Annotated in this window: 20 protein-coding genes; 10 read left to right on the top strand and 10 right to left on the bottom strand. The window is 48.9% G+C overall.

Annotated elements, in window-relative coordinates; genetic code table 11:
- Positions 1 to 92: 92 nt before the first annotated feature.
- From ACJJIL_RS23245 to ACJJIL_RS23230, 4 genes are all read left to right on the top strand, one after another.
- Positions 93 to 773 carry a hypothetical protein gene (locus ACJJIL_RS23245; protein WP_445360859.1) on the top strand — a complete coding sequence of 227 codons (681 nt, stop codon included), beginning with the start codon at positions 93 to 95 and terminating at the stop codon, positions 771 to 773.
- 101 nt (positions 774 to 874) lie between these two features.
- A complete protein-coding gene (locus ACJJIL_RS23240) occupies positions 875 to 1312 on the top strand; it encodes a DUF1810 domain-containing protein (protein WP_413663762.1) in 438 nt (145 codons plus the stop codon).
- Between the two features lie 382 nt (positions 1313 to 1694).
- Positions 1695 to 2318, top strand: a complete 624-nt coding sequence (locus ACJJIL_RS23235; protein ID WP_445360858.1) for a GDSL-type esterase/lipase family protein — start codon at positions 1695 to 1697, stop codon at positions 2316 to 2318.
- Positions 2319 to 2492: 174 nt separating this feature from the next.
- Positions 2493 to 2621, top strand: a complete 129-nt coding sequence (locus tag ACJJIL_RS23230; RefSeq protein ID WP_444918557.1) for a DUF1810 family protein — start codon at positions 2493 to 2495, stop codon at positions 2619 to 2621.
- A 37-nt stretch (positions 2622 to 2658) separates the two neighbouring features.
- Here ACJJIL_RS23230 and ACJJIL_RS23225 read toward each other — a convergent pair whose 3' ends face one another.
- From ACJJIL_RS23225 to ACJJIL_RS23215, 3 genes are all read right to left on the bottom strand, one after another.
- Entirely contained in the window at positions 2659 to 3996 is a 1338-nt protein-coding gene (locus ACJJIL_RS23225; RefSeq protein ID WP_445360857.1) for a dicarboxylate/amino acid:cation symporter, read from the bottom strand.
- A 189-nt stretch (positions 3997 to 4185) separates the two neighbouring features.
- Positions 4186 to 5199, bottom strand: a complete 1014-nt coding sequence (locus tag ACJJIL_RS23220) for a YHYH protein (protein ID WP_445360856.1) — start codon at positions 5197 to 5199, stop codon at positions 4186 to 4188.
- 23 nt (positions 5200 to 5222) lie between these two features.
- Complete coding sequence (locus ACJJIL_RS23215; protein WP_444895714.1) at positions 5223 to 6254, bottom strand: LysR family transcriptional regulator; 1032 nt, start codon at positions 6252 to 6254, stop codon at positions 5223 to 5225.
- Between the two features lies 1 nt (position 6255).
- Between ACJJIL_RS23215 and ACJJIL_RS23210 the strand changes: the two genes are divergently transcribed.
- The 4 genes from ACJJIL_RS23210 (at position 6256) to ACJJIL_RS23195 (ending at position 10146) form a co-directional block, all read left to right on the top strand.
- Positions 6256 to 7170, top strand: a complete 915-nt coding sequence (locus tag ACJJIL_RS23210; RefSeq protein WP_445360855.1) for a CmcJ/NvfI family oxidoreductase — start codon at positions 6256 to 6258, stop codon at positions 7168 to 7170.
- Between the two features lie 65 nt (positions 7171 to 7235).
- Positions 7236 to 8567: an aldehyde dehydrogenase family protein gene (locus tag ACJJIL_RS23205; RefSeq protein WP_445360854.1), complete on the top strand. Its 1332-nt coding sequence runs from the start codon at positions 7236 to 7238 to the stop codon at positions 8565 to 8567.
- Between the two features lie 33 nt (positions 8568 to 8600).
- The gene (locus ACJJIL_RS23200) at positions 8601 to 9398 is read left to right on the top strand and encodes a prolyl hydroxylase family protein (RefSeq protein WP_445360853.1); all 798 of its coding nucleotides are present in this window, start codon (positions 8601 to 8603) and stop codon (positions 9396 to 9398) included.
- A gap of 106 nt (positions 9399 to 9504) precedes the next feature.
- Complete coding sequence (locus ACJJIL_RS23195) at positions 9505 to 10146, top strand: DUF6058 family natural product biosynthesis protein (protein WP_445359186.1); 642 nt, start codon at positions 9505 to 9507, stop codon at positions 10144 to 10146.
- Positions 10147 to 10180: 34 nt separating this feature from the next.
- Here ACJJIL_RS23195 and ACJJIL_RS23190 read toward each other — a convergent pair whose 3' ends face one another.
- On the bottom strand, positions 10181 to 10828 hold the full coding sequence (locus ACJJIL_RS23190; RefSeq protein WP_444895709.1) for an SOS response-associated peptidase family protein: 648 nt from the start codon (positions 10826 to 10828) through the stop codon (positions 10181 to 10183).
- A 14-nt stretch (positions 10829 to 10842) separates the two neighbouring features.
- A complete protein-coding gene (locus ACJJIL_RS23185; RefSeq protein ID WP_413663771.1) occupies positions 10843 to 11091 on the bottom strand; it encodes a hypothetical protein in 249 nt (82 codons plus the stop codon).
- A gap of 303 nt (positions 11092 to 11394) precedes the next feature.
- On the opposite strand from ACJJIL_RS23185, the gene ACJJIL_RS23180 reads away from it, so the two are divergent.
- Positions 11395 to 12357: a right-handed parallel beta-helix repeat-containing protein gene (locus tag ACJJIL_RS23180; RefSeq protein WP_444940423.1), complete on the top strand. Its 963-nt coding sequence runs from the start codon at positions 11395 to 11397 to the stop codon at positions 12355 to 12357.
- An 84-nt stretch (positions 12358 to 12441) separates the two neighbouring features.
- Here ACJJIL_RS23180 and map read toward each other — a convergent pair whose 3' ends face one another.
- Entirely contained in the window at positions 12442 to 13227 is a 786-nt protein-coding gene (gene map / locus ACJJIL_RS23175) for a type I methionyl aminopeptidase (protein ID WP_445360852.1), read from the bottom strand.
- On the bottom strand, positions 13220 to 13426 hold the full coding sequence (locus ACJJIL_RS23170; protein WP_413663773.1) for a ParD-like family protein: 207 nt from the start codon (positions 13424 to 13426) through the stop codon (positions 13220 to 13222). The genes map and ACJJIL_RS23170 overlap by 8 nt, the downstream gene beginning before the upstream one ends.
- Before the next feature lie 151 nt (positions 13427 to 13577).
- Here ACJJIL_RS23170 and ACJJIL_RS23165 point away from each other — a divergent pair, with 151 nt between their 5' ends.
- A complete protein-coding gene (locus ACJJIL_RS23165; protein ID WP_413663774.1) occupies positions 13578 to 15281 on the top strand; it encodes a phytoene desaturase family protein in 1704 nt (567 codons plus the stop codon).
- Between the two features lie 43 nt (positions 15282 to 15324).
- Here ACJJIL_RS23165 and ACJJIL_RS23160 read toward each other — a convergent pair whose 3' ends face one another.
- The 3 genes from ACJJIL_RS23160 to ACJJIL_RS23150 all read right to left on the bottom strand — a co-directional run bounded on the left by ACJJIL_RS23160 (position 15325) and on the right by ACJJIL_RS23150 (position 17014).
- A complete protein-coding gene (locus ACJJIL_RS23160) occupies positions 15325 to 15900 on the bottom strand; it encodes an OmpA family protein (protein ID WP_444906891.1) in 576 nt (191 codons plus the stop codon).
- An 86-nt stretch (positions 15901 to 15986) separates the two neighbouring features.
- A complete protein-coding gene (locus ACJJIL_RS23155) occupies positions 15987 to 16634 on the bottom strand; it encodes an HAD family hydrolase (RefSeq protein WP_282930693.1) in 648 nt (215 codons plus the stop codon).
- A gap of 14 nt (positions 16635 to 16648) precedes the next feature.
- The gene (locus ACJJIL_RS23150) at positions 16649 to 17014 is read right to left on the bottom strand and encodes a hypothetical protein (protein ID WP_282930692.1); all 366 of its coding nucleotides are present in this window, start codon (positions 17012 to 17014) and stop codon (positions 16649 to 16651) included.
- Positions 17015 to 17042 lie beyond the last annotated feature (28 nt).

Raw genomic sequence — 17042 nt, 5'->3', positions numbered from 1 at the left:
GTGTTCATTTTATTTATGGAAGTATCATTGCTCTTATTGTTTTGAGCTTTTGTTTTTTACTCTATAAAAGTGAAAGTAATGGTTCCCTACGGGTGAAAATAGGAAACAATGAGCTGGAACTACAAATTGATGATAACAACCAATCAGTTTCAATTCGAGCCTTACTCGATAAGCTGTTCCAAAATGAGGAAGCAAGTCGTGAATCCAAGGCCCTATTAAAGGAATTTGGTAATTTCTATTTGCCGACCGATCCTGAACTTATTGGAGAGATTGAAAAGCAGCCCGTCAAGTCGCAAGTCTCCCGACGTTTGCGGGAGCTCCTCTATGGGTTAAAGGGCCCCTTCGATCGACAAGCTCACAGCTACTACGATGTTGAAAGCTTGCAGGTTATCGACGCAATTAGCGGTCTGGAGTTTAACCATCCAGTGTCTAAAGGACTACGAGAAATGTTGATCTATAGACGTGGCCCCTTTGAAGAAAGATCCAAAGATGTACTGCTAAGCGTTCCCGCAGGCAATAGTATTCCATCAGGAAGAGCGGCATCCTGTCGCGGCAATGATTTTTTCAGGCGGGAAATTCGTATTTTTAATACTCAGCGAACAAATTCAATTTCCGTCTTTGTCAGCGGTAGTTTTCCTTGTACTGCTGACACTTCCAATGACATACATCGGCTAATTCAACTTTCCTATGCCGATATGAAGAACCTATTGGGAGATTCTCCTGTGGGAGCCAAGGAGCCCGCCCTTGCTGAGATCATGATGAATATCAATTAATTGGTGGAAGTTCAGCCGTCAGGCAGTTCATCCTCTCGCATTCATCCTTATTACTGCTAACCTTGAGCCTGCTAAGGAATAAGAATAAGGAGATTCAAAACATGGCCCAACCATTTCACCTTGAGCGTTTTGTGACGGCGCAAGAAAGCTCTTATGAAAGTGCCCTGAGTGAGTTGCATAGCGGCCATAAGCGCTCCCACTGGATGTGGTATATATTCCCCCAGATCTCCGGCCTGGGGCACAGCGCGACATCCGAACATTTTGCAATTAAAAACCTGGATGAAGCCCGGGCTTACCTGGAGCACCCTGTGCTCGGCCCCAGGCTCAAAGAGTGCTGCAAGGAGTTATTGCAACTGAATAATTACTCCGCTTACCAGATATTCGGCTCACCGGATGATGTAAAACTTAAGTCATCCATGACGCTATTTTCTATCGCCGATCCCAAAGACAAGCTATTTGAAGAGGTGCTGGAAAAATACTATGAAGGACAGAAGGACCTTCGTACTTTCGAGATACTGAAAGTTCCTGTCCAACATTAGTTACCTGCAAGGGTGGAGCTTTTTTATGATCGGAAGGCTGGATGGCAATCATAATCTGAACCATTATATTGGCGTACAAACTGTAGTATCCATACTCACAGAATCTACCACTCTACCCGTATTAAATTTTCCTCATCATTTTAAGCCAAGCCGATCAGCACCTCTTCCCCCCTCCAAAGAAACTGTAAATCTACAGCCCACCTTAGAACTCTCTCCATTCGATTTCTAATTGTTTTTTAACAAGGCTATTCCTACTCCAGCCTTGGACTCTCAACTTTTCGAAATCAAGATTTGATACTAATGCATACAACTTGGACCTAGTCGATGTCTATAATGGTAACGGTAAATAAAATCCAAAGTTCAGCCAAATTAGTGACTTTCTATGGCACGAAGAGTCCCCAAAAAAATTGTCTTTATTGGCTCCAGTTCTATCTATGGAAAAGGTGATACAGAACTAGGCGGATTTGTTCAACGATTCCGGTTTCGGTTCGAAACTTTAGATCCCCATAATATAGTTTACGCTCTGGGAATATTCGGAGAGAACGCGAACTCTTTAGCCATAAGACTTTCCCGAGAACTGCCTCCAAGAAGGCCACACTTAATCGGGATATATCCTGGTTTCAATGATATTTGCCGTATCGGGGGACCAAAGGCTGAGAACTCTGTATCGCTGGACTCTTTCCGTCAAACAGTGCGACAGCTGTTACAAACGTCTAAAACCATCGCGCCGTCCTTCCTAATGACAGGCATTCCGTTCGATGAGCAACGAACTACTCCCTTTCGGAATAGTGATAGCTATTTCTATCAGGCTGATGCGAACCTTTATAACCAAGCTATGAAAGAATCTGCCACTGCCGAAATGATCCCCATACTGGAGTTTGACAATTTATGGCGATATCAGGAATTTATTACCCTTCTCTCAGAGGATGGCCTCCATGCAAATTCCAAGGGACATCAATTACTGTATGAACAGACTTGGGATTTTATCTCTAAAAATTACTTTTAGTATTTCTACATATTTTTTAATCAGATAAATTATAAGAAATATAAAGACTGGAACGATATTAAATAATTTATATTTGTTTTTTCATATTATAAAGATCACCCATACTTTACATATGCCAATTTTTCTCTATTTCAAGCTTCCTTTAGATACATTAGAAGTAATTAAGATTTGAAGGTGAAATATTCTATGGCCTTATCCGCATTGGCAGAAGAGGGCAGAACTTTATTTGATACAATCCTGGAGAAATACTACGAAGGTCAAAAAGACCCTCGTACTCTGGAAATTCTAGTTATGCCGCAATAGAAACCGGGAACCCTCATTTAAGCCATCACTTTAACAGTCAGGCCGTTTGGGCGGCTTCCTCCTCCAGGTTGTCGCTGCCTAACAAGCGGTCCATCACCAGACAGGCTGTCAGATCCCCGGTCACATTGACTGCGGTACGACACATATCCAGAATCCGATCCACCCCCAGAATCAGCGCAATACCTTCCGGCGGGACACCAATACCGGCCAGAATTGTCGCCAGGATTACGATACCGACACCCGGCGTACTGGGAGAACCAATTGAAGCGCCAACGGTAGTCACTGTCAGCCCCACTAGCTGCGCGGTTGTCAGGTCGATTCCATATACCTGAGTTAAGAACACCGCAGCGATTACCTGATAGAGCGCCGTGCCATCCATATTCACAGTAGCGCCCAGGGGCACAATAAATTTGGCGATGGATGGTTTTACTCCCAGGGGACTTTCTGCAACTTTCATTGACAGCGGCATTACCGCAGCAGAGCTGGATGTGGAGAATGCCAGTAGCTGCACTCCGCTAATTCTCTGCAAAAATGTGATCGGGCCGACGGAGGTCACCAGGGAAACAATGATCAGGTAAAAACTGAGAAGAATAAGTAACCCCAGAATTACGGTGCCCACATACACAGACATTCCCAGAATTGCAGTGAGACCAACGCGAATGGCGATATCTGCCAGAAGGCCAAATACGGCCAGGGGTGCAAACAGCATGGCCCAACCAACCACCTTAAGTGCCACCTCCTGAATAATGCCAAAAGCGTATACTGCGGTTTCCCGCTGCTTTTGCGGCAACAGCATCACTGCAACACCAATAAAAATCGCGTAGACCACCAGCTGCAACATATTGCGCATGGCGATACTTTCATTGAGGTTGGCGGGAATCAATTCAGCAATACGCTCGGGAAGCGGTTTGGTCTCCATCATCTGGGGGGCGCTCGCAACCTGTAACTCAGTGGCGGCGCTGAGCAGGGACTCATCGATATAGTCGCCGGGTTGGATCAACTGGACCAGGATAATGCCGATAATCACCGCAACAGTGGTAGTGCCGACAAAGTAGGGAGCGATGCGCAGCCCGACCCGTTTAAGCTGACTGACATTCCCGCTGCCACTGAGCCCCAGGATGATTGAAGACATAATCAGCGGTATCACCACCATTTGGATCATATTCAGAAAGATGGAGCCCGGCAGCTTAAACCAGCTGGCCAATGCCGCACTGAGATCCTGGCTCACCAGCGCGGCCCCTTCAGGAGATAGCAGCAGGCCGACAGTTAGCCCCAGGATCATGGCGACCACTATCTGCATCCACAGGCGAGTGCGCACCAGCACACCGAGGGATTCCACCATTCGGATCAGATAGAAATTTGTACCATTGCTCATTGTTGGTATTCCGAATTACCTGAAATAGTTAGAGGCATTATCTCCCAGGGCCATTAAGGAAACCTGACGGTCAGATCAAGTCCTGGGCTTATAAGACAGTTATTCGACGCCATTTATTGATATCCATACCAATAAGAGTGCTGAGGCTCTCTTCGTCTTTCACTATTTGAAGCAACAATCGGGCCTGAGTTAACGCCTGGGTGGTTCGGGAGGTCCCCGGTGGGAGAAATCGCACTGGCTTTGATTGCCGGTCAGGGCACAACCTCTCTCCCCTTTCAGGCAATGCAGGATATCGTTTTCTGCAGCTAGGTTGGCGTGGTAGTGATAGCCCAGGCCGGCAAACTCATGGCCACGGCATTCGTCCAGGTCATCGGGCTCGCGGCCATCGGCATTCTCCCGCGCATAGATCAGGTAGCCATCTATGGCGACACCGACAATCGCAGCATGGCTTGCGGCAGACGGGTAGGCTTGGCTGCAACCCAAGGCAGCGTGGTAGTGATAGCCCACGTGGGGGTTTACATGACCACCGCAGGCATCCACTGGCGCTAAGGTATGTGCACCTAAAATTGCACCAATGGGCGCGGCAATATCAAATTTAACCCCATTAAAAGCGACTCCATAACCGGAAAAACCATCGGGATTCTGCTTTGACTTGGCCTTGGTAGGCTGTACGGGGATCAGGTAGCGGGTATGAAAATCCGGGCCCATATAGCTGGCTAAACATTCCACGCAGTAATTATTGTATTGCGGTGCAACATCTGGCCGCGCGGCCATCTCACAGGCCTGCTTTGAATCGGTAACTTTTACCTCCCCAGTTTTGGGGTCGTATAGGCTCCATTTTGGATCAGAGAAAAAGGTCGCAGCATTTTTAACGAAAGGTCCATCAATCGGCTCTATCTGCTGCTTGATAAACATCATGCCGCCAGACGTAATTGGATCGACAACATTGCGTGGGCACCAGGGCCCTATTTTATGTTTGGGTTCAGCCTTTACCACAATCATCCAGCATTGGGTCTTGCGCCCCTCAGAGAGGGTGCAATCCACTTTTTTAATTTCCTCAACCAGTGCGTCTTTGGCAAATAAGTGGGGGATGCCCATTTGCTCGGTAAAATCGGAATGAGCGTAAACAGAAGAGTTCAAAAATATCAGCAGAAAAAATGCTACACGCATGGCGACCACTACCTGAACACTTGGAATGCTCAAGTTTAGCAGCGCTACCTCCCTCGCTAATTACTGGGAAATTGTTGTGCTAACAGGGCGCGAATCCACTTGTGCAAAGGGTCCTGACTGCTGCGAGTATGCCAGGCGGCAATCACATCAAACCCCGGGGGCTGTTCGACAATAGGCAGTGTTTTTAGTCGGGGATCAGGCAACAGTCGCGAGGGCAAAAAGGCAACGGTATTGGTAGAGGCAATGCACTCAGCTGCGGCGGCAAAAGAGGGGACAGACAGCACCACATTGCGCTCCAAACCAAACTGCTCAAACCAACTATCCGCCATGCCCCGCAGATCTCCCCTGGAAGGTGATACCACCAGCTGTGGCAAAGCCGCCAACTCTTCCATTTCCAAAGGCTGATTGGCGCTGTGCAGCATATCGGTGTGCTGACAACATACACAGACGTAGTGCTCCCGATACAACAACATGCTGGGGCTGTTATCCGGCACAAATCCCGGCGTGCTAAACACCAGATCCACTTCACCGGTTTGCAGTTGCTGGGCCATGCGATCAATCTCCAACTTAAGCACCACGACTTTTATATCCGGGGCCTGCTGACGCAGTTGCTTGAGGAGAACCGGCAGTACCACCCGCTGCTCAAAGTCTGTTGCACTGATGGTAAAGATGCCCCGATGCTGTGCCGGGTCAAATTCATCCGTACGCAGCAGCGCCGCGACATTGTTCAAGATCTCATCCAATTTGGGAGCCAGACGCTCGGCAAGAGGGGTGGGAATAACACCGTTGCTGGTGCGAATAAACAGCCGGTCATCAAAGATTTCCCGCAGGCGTTTCAATTGTTCACTGACTGTTTGCTGGCTCACACCCAGCTGGTCAGCCACCCGGGATAAGTTCAGTTCCCGCAAGATAGCGTTCATTAAGCGAAGTTGACGTAACTCCAGCCTCTCCAGCGGGTTCGCCCGATGATTTCTGCTCAAACCTGTATCACTCACAACTGTTACTTGGTTTTCATTGTATCCACGTAACCCTAGCATTGTGAGTAGATTGGCCCGTATGGCATCCACTTCGGTGGGGGGAGAGTTCACTATGCAAACCGCAGCCCGATCCTCCTTTCAGGATCAATTAGTTACAGCAATTATTCACTACGCTGATCCCAGTAGCGATCTGGTGTACGACAAGCGTTCAGAGGGCCCCGGGCCCGCCAATCTGGTCGAGAATGTTATTTCCCAGCAGGTTCACATCTACGATGGTCGCGCCCTGAAAACCGCCGGGGAGCGTTTTCGTCTCGATACCCAGGGATTTGAGCTGGTACGCCCTATGCTCGGCATTAACCTGCGCCAGCTGGATGATGCGCTACACGCGCTGGACCAACCATCAGGGAGTAGCCCCAGCCCTGAGGAGCGCGACCAGTTGATTCGCACCCAATGGTATCCAGCTATTGAATCCTGGATAGGCGCTCACCTGGGTGCAGCCAAGGTACTGACCTTTGACCACACGTTGCGAGCCCAACCATCGACTGATGCGACACCGGAGATGAGCCGCAGTCGCCGATCCCCGGTGAAATTGGTGCACAACGACTACACACCCTGGTCCGCAGAGCGCCAGCTAAAGGAAACCCTGGAGGCCCGGGGGTACAAGCCATCAGATTATCCGCGCTACCAGTTTATTAATCTCTGGCTGCCCCTATTGCGCCCGGTGCAGGAGTCGCCGTTGGCAATGGTGGACCTGCGCACTGTCGCCGCCAGTGATTTCCACAATATGCGATTAATTTACCCAGAGCGAAAAGGGCAGATTTCGGTGTTGAGTTTCAATCCGGTTCACCGCTGGATTTGGTTTAGCGATATGCAGCCCGGCGAAGGCATTTTACTGCGGGTCTTCGATAGCCAGCACCGAGGCGATGTAACCGGTGTTCCCCACTGCGCTTTCGACCTGCCGGGAAGTGCAGGGGCACCCCGCAGAACCAGCCTGGAAATTCGCACTATTGTCCTGTTTGACCAATAACACCAACGCTTTTAAGAAAACACCCGGCCACTCAATAAAGTGGCCGGATTGAGTGAGACCTCATTATGGAAAATATACTTCGATCGATTGATCCACTAACCGGAGAGACCATCGGATCGCTACCTGTCAGCAAGCCCCAAGATATTCAGAACATGGTGGAGAAAGCCCACAAAGCGCAGCGAGTGTGGTCGAGTAAATCTCTTCAGGAGCGGGTACAACTACTTCAGCAGGCTTACACAAAACTGGATGCGGAAGAGGGAGAGCTGGCACAACTTATCAGCCGTGAAATGGGCAAAGATGCCCGGCGTGCACAGTATGAAGCCGGCGGCGTAGTCCAAGGCGGTGCCTGGTTAGCGGGGGATGCCGGCGAGGCCCTGCGGGCAAAACGCAGTGGCGGTAGCGAAATTCAATATCGGCCACTGGGCGTTGTTGCGGTTATCTCCCCCTGGAACTATCCACTGGCCATGGCCAATAACCTGATTGTTCCCGCCCTGGTCGCCGGCAACGCTGTGATTTTAAAACCTTCAGAAGAGTCGCCATTGGTCGCTGACTTATTGGTGAAAACACTCTCTCAAATCCTGCCCCAAGATATTTTACAAATTGCTCACGGCGATGGCGCAACCGGTGAGGCCCTGGTGAAATCCCCCATCAATATGGTCGCCTTTACCGGATCGCGAACAACGGGCCAAAAAATTATGGCCAATGCCGCTCCGGCATTGAAACGCCTGGTTATGGAATTGGGTGGCAATGACCCGATGATCGTGTTGCAGAGCGCCAATATTCCCCAGGCGGCACAATTTGCCGTCGGCTCCAGTTTTGAGAATTCAGGCCAGATGTGCACCTCCACAGAGCGTATTTATGTGGACGAAAAAATTGCCGATAAATTCGAAAATGCCGTGGTGGCATTGGCGAAGCAATATCGTGTCGGCGGGTGGCAGGAGCCACAGGTGGATATCGGCCCCTTGGTTAATCACCGCCAACATCAAAAGGTAGTGGAGCATATCCACGATGCCCTGAATAAAGGCGCAAAGCTTCTTCTAGGGGAGCGCGATCCACAGGTGCCGTTTATTCCGCCCACAGTTATCAGCGGTATTCGACCGGGCATGCTGGTGGAAGATGATGAGACTTTTGGGCCTATCGTAGCCATCGACCGCTTTAGCTCAGTAGACGATGTGGTCGAGCGGGCCAATAACTCTGTTTACGGTCTCGGTGCGGTTGTGTTTGGTGAAAGCAAACAGGCCGAGCAAGTCGCCAGCCAGCTGCAAGCGGGAATGATTGGCATCAACCAGGGCGCCGGCGGGTCACCTTGGGTGGGCGCCAAGCAAAGTGGCTTTGGCTTCCACGGTGGAGCTGAAGGGCACCGGCAGTTTGCCCAAATTACCGTTTTAAACCGCTAAGTCTTTTAAAAGTTTTCTATAGAAGTACAGCAGATGTCCACGACTGAAAGTATTGATACTGTCACCCACCTGGATGACTTCTTTGTTATCGCTCGCGAACCCGGAGCAGAACACCCAGCTCTACCCACCTGGGCTACACGCAGTAAAAACCCGGCGGCGCTGGCCGAGCAGGCGCCGCAACCGGTTTCACGACGAGATATCGCCGAGGTACCCGGAGCCTTCCAATTGCTCAATGTCTTTTCAAAAGACGAGTGCCAACGGCTGATTGATATCACTGAAGCGGTGGGTTATTTACCGGATGCAGCCGTCTCCCTGCCCCGAGAGGTCCGCCATAACGATAACCTGACCTGGGTGGTAGACGAGGTTACAGAGCGGCAGATCTGGCAGCGATGCCGAGATCTGGCGCAGGACTTAAATGGTTACTTTGGTGGAAGAGAGGCTGTCGGCATCAATCGGCGTTTCCGCTTTTATCGCTATGGTGAGGGAGATTTTTTCCAGTTCCACACCGATGGCGCCTGGCCCGGTAGCCGCATTGACAACAACCAGTTGATCACCAATGGCTACCCCGATTGCTATAGTGAAATGACGTTTTTAGTACTGCTGAGTGAAGATTTTGAAGGTGGTGCAACCCGATTCAGGGTGAATGCAGATGATCCCCTAAAACAACCCAGCCGGGACTCTTTATTAGACATCGATGTCCGCACACCTGCCGGGGCCGTACTGTGCTTTCCCCATGGAATGCATCCCTTACACAGAATTCACAGCTCTACTCCAATCACCCGAGGGATCAAATATATTATTAGAACGGATATTCTCTTCCTGCAGGAATAAATTCTCCAAGACCTGTTAAAAGGGAAAAGATGCTTCGGCTCACATCGAAGTATTAAGTGCTCCAGGCGCTAGAATTTCATTCGATTTCTACCTTGGAGCACATTCAGTGAAATTGCTTAATTATCTGGATAAACACTTCCTGACCAAAGAACAGCTTATTCAGGCTACTCAAATCAGCGAACTACAATTGCAGCGCTACCAGGATGAGGGTGTTATGCCAAAGCCCTCTTATAAGCTTAATATTCAATGGGACTGTGAATCCTTTTTTGGACCCCACTCCGAAAAACAGGCAGTTGAGTACTTTGCAAAAGGCTACGCCAGCTGGATTGGTATCATAGAGGCTAAGCAAGACTTTAACTCTATTTATCAATGCTTTGCTAATCGATATATGGCTAAAATAGCTCAATTGCAAAATTTAAGATACGAATCAAGAAACCCAAAATTTTCATCCGGAATTTCTCAACATATCGAAGAGGAATGGCAACACTTTATTGAGGGGACTTATGGATTATGTACTCGCAGTGGCCTGCCAGAAGATATAGCAGCAAAGGAGCTGGCTAGCACAGAAATCAATGCACTTCTTGCTCAAGATAATTTAAACCAAAAACAAATACATCGGCTTAATCGCTTTGTAGATCTTCTAGATGAAACCAGCGCATATTTTGCACCTCACGAAAGAAGTACAAGCTCAAGAACGAAGCTAATTGATATACCACGCCAGGAGTACAATTTAGGTTGTGCAATATAAATTTTTCTATACACCAATATCCCAGGGCAAATAATTATTCAATTACGGGGATAGGGTCCCCGATATACTCCGTAGAAGTTGCCCTCAGCAAAGGATGAGCTGTAAGTATTTTCCCCGAATACTCAACGGACGGTTTCAGGAATGGGCCAAAATCTTCTGTCAACTCCGTACAATTTAACCAGGACTCTACAAAATCTGGGCGATTGGGCGCAATCATGGGAAGTGACTTTTCATGGTAGCGCTTAGTGGCTGGGTGGGAGTCCAAAGTAATGATTGAGCAACTGAGTAAATTTCCCCAGATTTTATACAAACCACAAAAGAAAAAAGGTTCACCATAACTGAATTCTACCGGGTACTTGCCACCTTGGCTTTCCACCCAGGCGGTAGCGGGTATTAAGCAACGGGACTTGCGATATTCCGGTCTGGAGTCCAGTTTCTTCCAATTACTGTTGATGGACCAGTATTTTTTATGGGGCCGCCAAGTATCACCATGCCTTTCAAGATAGAGATGCCAAATGGCATTTTCTATTTCAGCAGAACCCTTCCGAGTAGTTACAATAGACACCTGCTGGGTGGGCCTCCGGCGTCTACCGTAAATCATATGTCCGGCACCCCGAATGTCATAGGTATCGAGAAAACGCTCCATACCCGCATGATCACTGACATCAAAGACACTACACACCCAGAGCCTCCCACTTATCCCGCTGAACTGGTTTTTTCAGTATATTCGGACAGCCACCTTAAATTACTCTCGATCCCTCTCATCTGGCACAAGGTTAACTCCAATTCCTTGCGCAAATCCACTCCCACAGCAACAGAAAACCGACGTACGTACTTTTCATAGTTCAAAATACTAATCGCGTACATAGGGCGATTGTCATAACTGGACCTATAGCGGCAGATACGAATCGGTTCACTATCAAAAACTATAACTCTGGGGCGCATAATTAAACACCTACAATACTGTACAAAAATACAGTATATCTTCATTTGACGTGAACCTGTCAAGGAAACAGAAGACTGACGTCACTGTCACCATTACACGAACGCAATATTTTCCTTATGAATTCGACATAAATAATTGGCGCGCCAGCCACTAAACAAAAAAATAAATAAATCTAAAATTCTGATATAAAACAGAAAATAGATTCCAATTATATATTACAAAATTGGAATTAATTCCTATAAATTCGCAATTGGAACATAACGAATGTCATAGGAACACTCTCCACTTAAAAGGTACACATAATGAAAATACGTAACATTTACGCAACAGTTTTATTTTCAGGATTATTGAGTCCATTTTCTGTTTGGGCTATTGACTGTGGAGATATTATTACAGCACCAACCACTCTGGATAGGGATTTGCTCTGTGTGATAACGGAACAAAATGAAGTCGCTTTAACCATAGAGGGTCCTAGTGGAAGCCTGAATATGGACGGCTTTCAGCTTACCTGTGATGATGAAGAGGCAACGGGGCAGGCCGGAATACTGTTAACTGGTATTGGAGCCCAGGTATATGGTGGGATCATTGCGGCCTGTCGAGACGGGGTCAATGCGGAAGGGGAAGGCTCACACAGTATTTATTCTATGGAAATCATTGATACGATATTCGATGCCATCTACATAGAATCCAATAACAGTATTGCCAGGGATAATATTATCACCAACAGCGATCGCGGCGATGGCATAGAATTAAATGGTAACACTAATACCGTAACTCGAAATACCATAACGGGTATTGATAACTCGGGCATTGAATTAAGAGGATCCTTTAACAATATTAGTTTTAATGAGATAAGTGGAAGTGGCAATCAGGGAATCGAAGTAAATGGGCAATTTACCAATGTCTTCTCTAATATAGTGACCAACGGATTAAATGATGGTATTGCCGTAGGGGAAGGAGATGAATCTGACAATGCTGATTTTTCTACCATCTCACTAAATAACGTCTCAGGAAATTCTGGTTTAGGTATTCCGATTAGGCTTTCCTCAAATACTCTAGTAACTCAAAATACCGTAGAGAGTAATGGCGAAGGAGGTATCGGTATCTTTGTTGAGGGTAGTGAATTTAACAAGATTGTTCGAAATACCTCTCTCAATAACTCACCTTACGATTTGGAAGATGATACCGATCCGGGCGATTGCAGCGGCACCAATACTTGGGTCTTTAACACGTTTACCGCAGCAGAACCTGCATGCCTGGATTAAAATATCTATTGAAAACAGTGGGTAGCGAAAATGTAAAGTGTCTCGCTACCCATTGCTATCTACCTAACGATCACTAATTGGCCGCTATTTAATCTTAGAAGATCTCTCTTCATCCCTAAGCGTTAACACTTCATAGCCGTCACCGGTTACCAAAATCGTATGCTCCCATTGAGCCGATAGCTTTTTATCCTTAGTTACTACAGTCCAGCCATCTTTCTTAAGTTTAGTTTTACGATTTCCCTGATTGATCATGGGCTCAATGGTAAATGTCATTCCCTCCTGCAAAACTTCACCGGAACCAGGCCGCCCAAAGTGAAGAACCTGCGGGGCCTCGTGCATTTCCCGGCCAATACCGTGGCCACAATATTCCCGTACGACACTGAATCCGTTGCGCTCGGTATGGCGCTGGATTGCATTGCCGATATCACCAAAAGTAACTCCCGGCTTTACCGTGGCAATACCGGCCCACATAGCTTCATAGCAGGTGGTTACCAGTTTTCTGGCAATAGGGGTCACGGTACCGATGCTATACATTTTGCTGGAATCCGCAATATAGCCAGATTTCTCCAGGGTAATATCCACATTGATGATATCTCCCTCCCGCAGTAGCTGCTTATCGCTCGGCATGCCGTGACAGACTACTTCATTGACTGAGGTGTTCAGGGCGTAGGGATAATCATATTGCCCCTTGCTGGCGGGGCGGGCATTGAGTTCATTGACAATAAATTCTTCTACCCGCTCATTAATTTGCATTGTCGAGACCCCCGGTTCAATAAAGGCGTCCAGCATGACAAATACACGGCTCAACAATTGACCCGATTGGCGCATTAACTCCTGCTCATCAGGAGTCTTTATTTTTATTTCACTCACGTGTCAGCTCTTCCAGGGTTAATGCCTGATTGCGCAGCAACTTCTTACACAAGTCGCTGTAGCTTAATTCCGGGTTCAGCTCCGCCAGCATCCCAATCTTGATCCAGTACTCCGCCTGGGAATTAATTGAACGGGCCATCACCGTACTGGCCTTGCGAATCTCATCGTGTAGCTCATCGGATATCTTGACGATGCCCATAACTATTACCTTGATATGCTTTATATACAAATTGTATACGCGATATATAAAGGTGCACAATAGATATACAGAATATTAATATGCAACTTATTGCATAGCTCGATAGGGGGCGCTATGGTTGAGGAATAAAAACAATAGTGGCGAGGCCATCATGACAGAGACCCCTGAGAAGAAGCGCAGTGCCCCAAAACCAAGCCGGCTGCGTATTGGTCGGCGCTATCGCCCGAGCCGCCTGGAAGGCAATTACGACGCCATTATCATCGGCTCAGGCATTGGCGGTCTGACTTGTGCTGCGATGCTCAGTGCCATGGGCAAGAAAGCACTTGTCCTTGAGCAACACTACACTGCCGGGGGATACACCCACGCCTATGACCGCAATGGTTATGAGTGGGATGTCGGCGTCCACTATATCGGCGATGTGGGCGAACACCCCACCATGACCCGCAAGATCTTCGACTTTATTTCCAATAACCAGTTGCACTGGGCGCCAATGGACAGCACCTATGACCGCATCTGTATTGGCGATAAACAATACGACCTGAAAGCCGGCCGCCAGCAATTTATCGATGAGTTGGTCAGCCACTTCCCCGATGAGCGCGCGAATATCGAGGAGTACCTGCAACGGCTGAATGTGGTTGCCAAAGCCATGCAGCGACTGGCAATGGAAAAAATGCTGCCCTCCTGGTGTGGGCCTTTTATTCGCCTGTGGAGAAAGCTGCGCGAACCCGCCTGGCTCAATAAAACCACCCGCGAAGTTCTCAGTGGAATCACCAGCAATGAAAAGCTGATCTCTGTGCTGACAGGGCAGTGGGGTGATAATGGCATGACCCCATCCGAGGGCAGCTTTATTATTCACGCCCTGATCGCCAAGCATTATCTCTATGGCGGTTACTATCCTGTCGGCGGCGCCAGCAAAATCTCCGAAACGATTATTCCCCAAATCCAGGCCAGTGGTGGAGATGTATTTACCTATGCCAAGGTGGAAACCATCCTGATGAATGGGGATCAGGTTCGCGGTGTAAGAATGTCCGACGGACATGAAATCGAAGCGCCATTAGTTGTCTCCGGCGCAGGGGTATTTAATACCTTCGAGAAGCTGTTACCGCGCAGCACCAGTGAGCGCATGGGATATATCCGCGACCTGGACACCGTCAACCGCTCCATGTCTCACCTGTGTCTGTATATTGGCTTGGAGAAAACTGCGGAAGAATTAAACCTGCCCAAGACCAATTACTGGATCTATTCCAGCGATCAGTACGAAGAGGATATGCAGGCCTTTATCGACGATCAGGATAAGGAAATACCGCTAGTCTATATTTCGTTCCCGTCTGCGAAAGACCCCACCTTTACCCAGCGCTACCCGGGCCGCGCCACTATCGAAATTGTGGCACCGGCCAACTACGATTGGTTTGCCCAGTGGCACGACAAGCCTTGGGGCAAGCGAGGAGATGATTACGAGGACCTGAAGGAGGCATTTAGCCAGCGCCTGCTGGAGCATTTGTATAAGCACATGCCGCAGTTGCGTGGGGAAATCGATTACTACGAGCTTTCAACCCCGTTATCCACGGATTATTTCTGCTTCTATCCACGGGGAGAGATCTACGGACTGGATCACGATCCCAACCGCTTTGAGCAATCCTGGCTGAGACCCAAAAGCCGGGTCAAAGGGCTCTACCTTACAGGGCAGGATGTGATGAGCTGCGGCGTAGCCGGTGCAATGATCTCCGGTATGCTCACAGCGCAGAGTATTATTGGATTGCGTCAAACTGGAAAATTAATGAAGAAAATATTTTCCAACCAAGCCCCAAAGGCGCCGGTAAATTCCAGTGAGGAATTGGGTAATGCCTCTAGCTGAGACACTATCCTAAGCTAGCTCTTCACCTGCAAGCTGTTCGGGGTTAGCGCCTCGGCAGTTTGCTGGGAACACGATCAAAATTTAGTACCCGGATCATCAGGCGGCGGTTCTCCCGCTTGCCTTTCTCTGTCTCATTATCCGCAATCGGATCAGTATCGCCGTAGCCCTGGGCTTCCATACGGTCAGCGGAGACGCCCCGCTCTATCAGGAAATGCTTTACCCAATCCGCTCTACGCTGGGACAGGCTGAGATTCTTCTTCGCATCGCCGCCACTGTCTGTATGCCCCTCAATGGAGATTCGCATCTCTGAAAAATCGCGCATGATCACCAGCAAGGCTTCCAGATCGGCAATGGTTTCTATGCGGGGGGCAAAACCGCCGGGATCGAACTCCAGGCGCAGGCGGAATGTGTCCCCGATGGACCGGTTATTTCCCCGTAAAAACCTCACCAGCTCATCGGCAAAGGGGGCCGCTGCTCGGGCAGTCTTCTCACTGTCACCTGACTGTATTCCATCGACAGGTTCGAGCGTATATTTCTTTGGGGATTCGGACTGGTCACAGCCCACCAGAGTAAAGGCCAATAAGAATAGGCAACTGGCAGACAAGAATTTACCCGCCATAGGTACAGCTTCCGGTTTCTCGACGTCAAATTCAGTGTAGAACAGCGAAAGCGCTGATCAACCGGAAGTCTCGGCCACTGTGGCCATTAAATAAAATTTAGAACTGCCATCATGTCTGTGACTACCCGGGCACCCTGCTGTTCCAGCTGGGGGCCCCGCACTGGGTGAGCGCTGTAGCCAACCACGCGCATACCTGCAGAGACGGCCGCAGAGACACCGGCAATGGAGTCCTCCACCACCAGACAGCGCTCCGGTGCCACCCCCATGGCATCTGCCGCGTGCAGGAACAGCTCTGGCCAGGGCTTGCCCCGGGATACATCGTCGGCACTGAAAATACGCCCGTCGAAATAATCGTACAAGCCGGTCTTATTCAGTGTCAGCTGCATTTTCTGGTGAGAGCCCGAGGAGGCCACGCAGCTGCGCAGACCCAGCTGTTGCAGTTGGTCGAGCAGGCCTTCAATACCCACAACCGGCTGTAATTCCTGCTGGAACGCCTCGCGGATTCGCCGCTCCGTATTGCCAAAATAATTATCCGGTAGCGGTCCGCCAAAGCGCTTCTCGATTTCCACCAAGCAGTCCCTGGCCGGGCGACCGCTGAATTGTTCGTCCAGCTCCTCGGCGGTGGTCTGCAAGCCCAGGCGATTCATTTCTTCTGCCAATATGCGACAGACGATGCTCTCGCTGTCTACCAGCACACCATCACAGTCAAAAATAATTAAATCGGTAGAAGACATGGGAACCTACATCGTTAACGCGCAGAGAGCAGCATCAGGCCGAGGATGACACCGATGACGCCGCTAATACGCAGGAAATTTTCATTGCCACGGGAAATTTTAACCGCTAATTCTTTGCCCCGCTCAAAACCAATTTGCAGCATATAGGCACCACTCAATAGCACCAGTACGCCGAGGGCATTGAACAAAATATACCAGTGGCGAGTGTCTGCAATTAGTAAAAGGATCAGGCCAATAATAATTCGCGCCCAGGCGGAGAGGGCATAGCCGGTTTCGTTAAGCCGTTCGCTGAGGCTTTGTGCCAGTTTCGGCTTGGCAATAATCGCCAGTGATAACACAACGATGACAATGCCCAACAACCAGATAAATGCTTTTATCATGCTCTTCTCTCCCTGAATACTCTCGAGT

It is taken from the genome of Microbulbifer maximicatervae (SeqCode) (genome assembly GCF_052468095.1).
The sequence above is the reverse complement of the archived record's forward strand: the minus strand, read 5'-3'. Positions and strand labels throughout refer to the sequence as shown.

Coding starts and splice junctions, on each gene's coding strand:
- ACJJIL_RS23205 (WP_445360854.1), top strand. CDS start 7,236: ATGGAAAATATACTTCGATCGATTGATCCACTAACCGGAGAGACCATC.
- ACJJIL_RS23180 (WP_444940423.1), top strand. CDS start 11,395: ATGAAAATACGTAACATTTACGCAACAGTTTTATTTTCAGGATTATTG.
- ACJJIL_RS23200 (WP_445360853.1), top strand. CDS start 8,601: ATGTCCACGACTGAAAGTATTGATACTGTCACCCACCTGGATGACTTC.
- ACJJIL_RS23185 (WP_413663771.1), bottom strand. CDS start 11,091: ATGCGCCCCAGAGTTATAGTTTTTGATAGTGAACCGATTCGTATCTGC.
- ACJJIL_RS23240 (WP_413663762.1), top strand. CDS start 875: ATGGCCCAACCATTTCACCTTGAGCGTTTTGTGACGGCGCAAGAAAGC.
- ACJJIL_RS23160 (WP_444906891.1), bottom strand. CDS start 15,900: ATGGCGGGTAAATTCTTGTCTGCCAGTTGCCTATTCTTATTGGCCTTT.
- ACJJIL_RS23165 (WP_413663774.1), top strand. CDS start 13,578: ATGACAGAGACCCCTGAGAAGAAGCGCAGTGCCCCAAAACCAAGCCGG.
- ACJJIL_RS23235 (WP_445360858.1), top strand. CDS start 1,695: ATGGCACGAAGAGTCCCCAAAAAAATTGTCTTTATTGGCTCCAGTTCT.
- ACJJIL_RS23155 (WP_282930693.1), bottom strand. CDS start 16,634: ATGTCTTCTACCGATTTAATTATTTTTGACTGTGATGGTGTGCTGGTA.
- ACJJIL_RS23225 (WP_445360857.1), bottom strand. CDS start 3,996: ATGAGCAATGGTACAAATTTCTATCTGATCCGAATGGTGGAATCCCTC.
- ACJJIL_RS23150 (WP_282930692.1), bottom strand. CDS start 17,014: ATGATAAAAGCATTTATCTGGTTGTTGGGCATTGTCATCGTTGTGTTA.
- ACJJIL_RS23210 (WP_445360855.1), top strand. CDS start 6,256: ATGCAAACCGCAGCCCGATCCTCCTTTCAGGATCAATTAGTTACAGCA.
- ACJJIL_RS23170 (WP_413663773.1), bottom strand. CDS start 13,426: ATGGGCATCGTCAAGATATCCGATGAGCTACACGATGAGATTCGCAAG.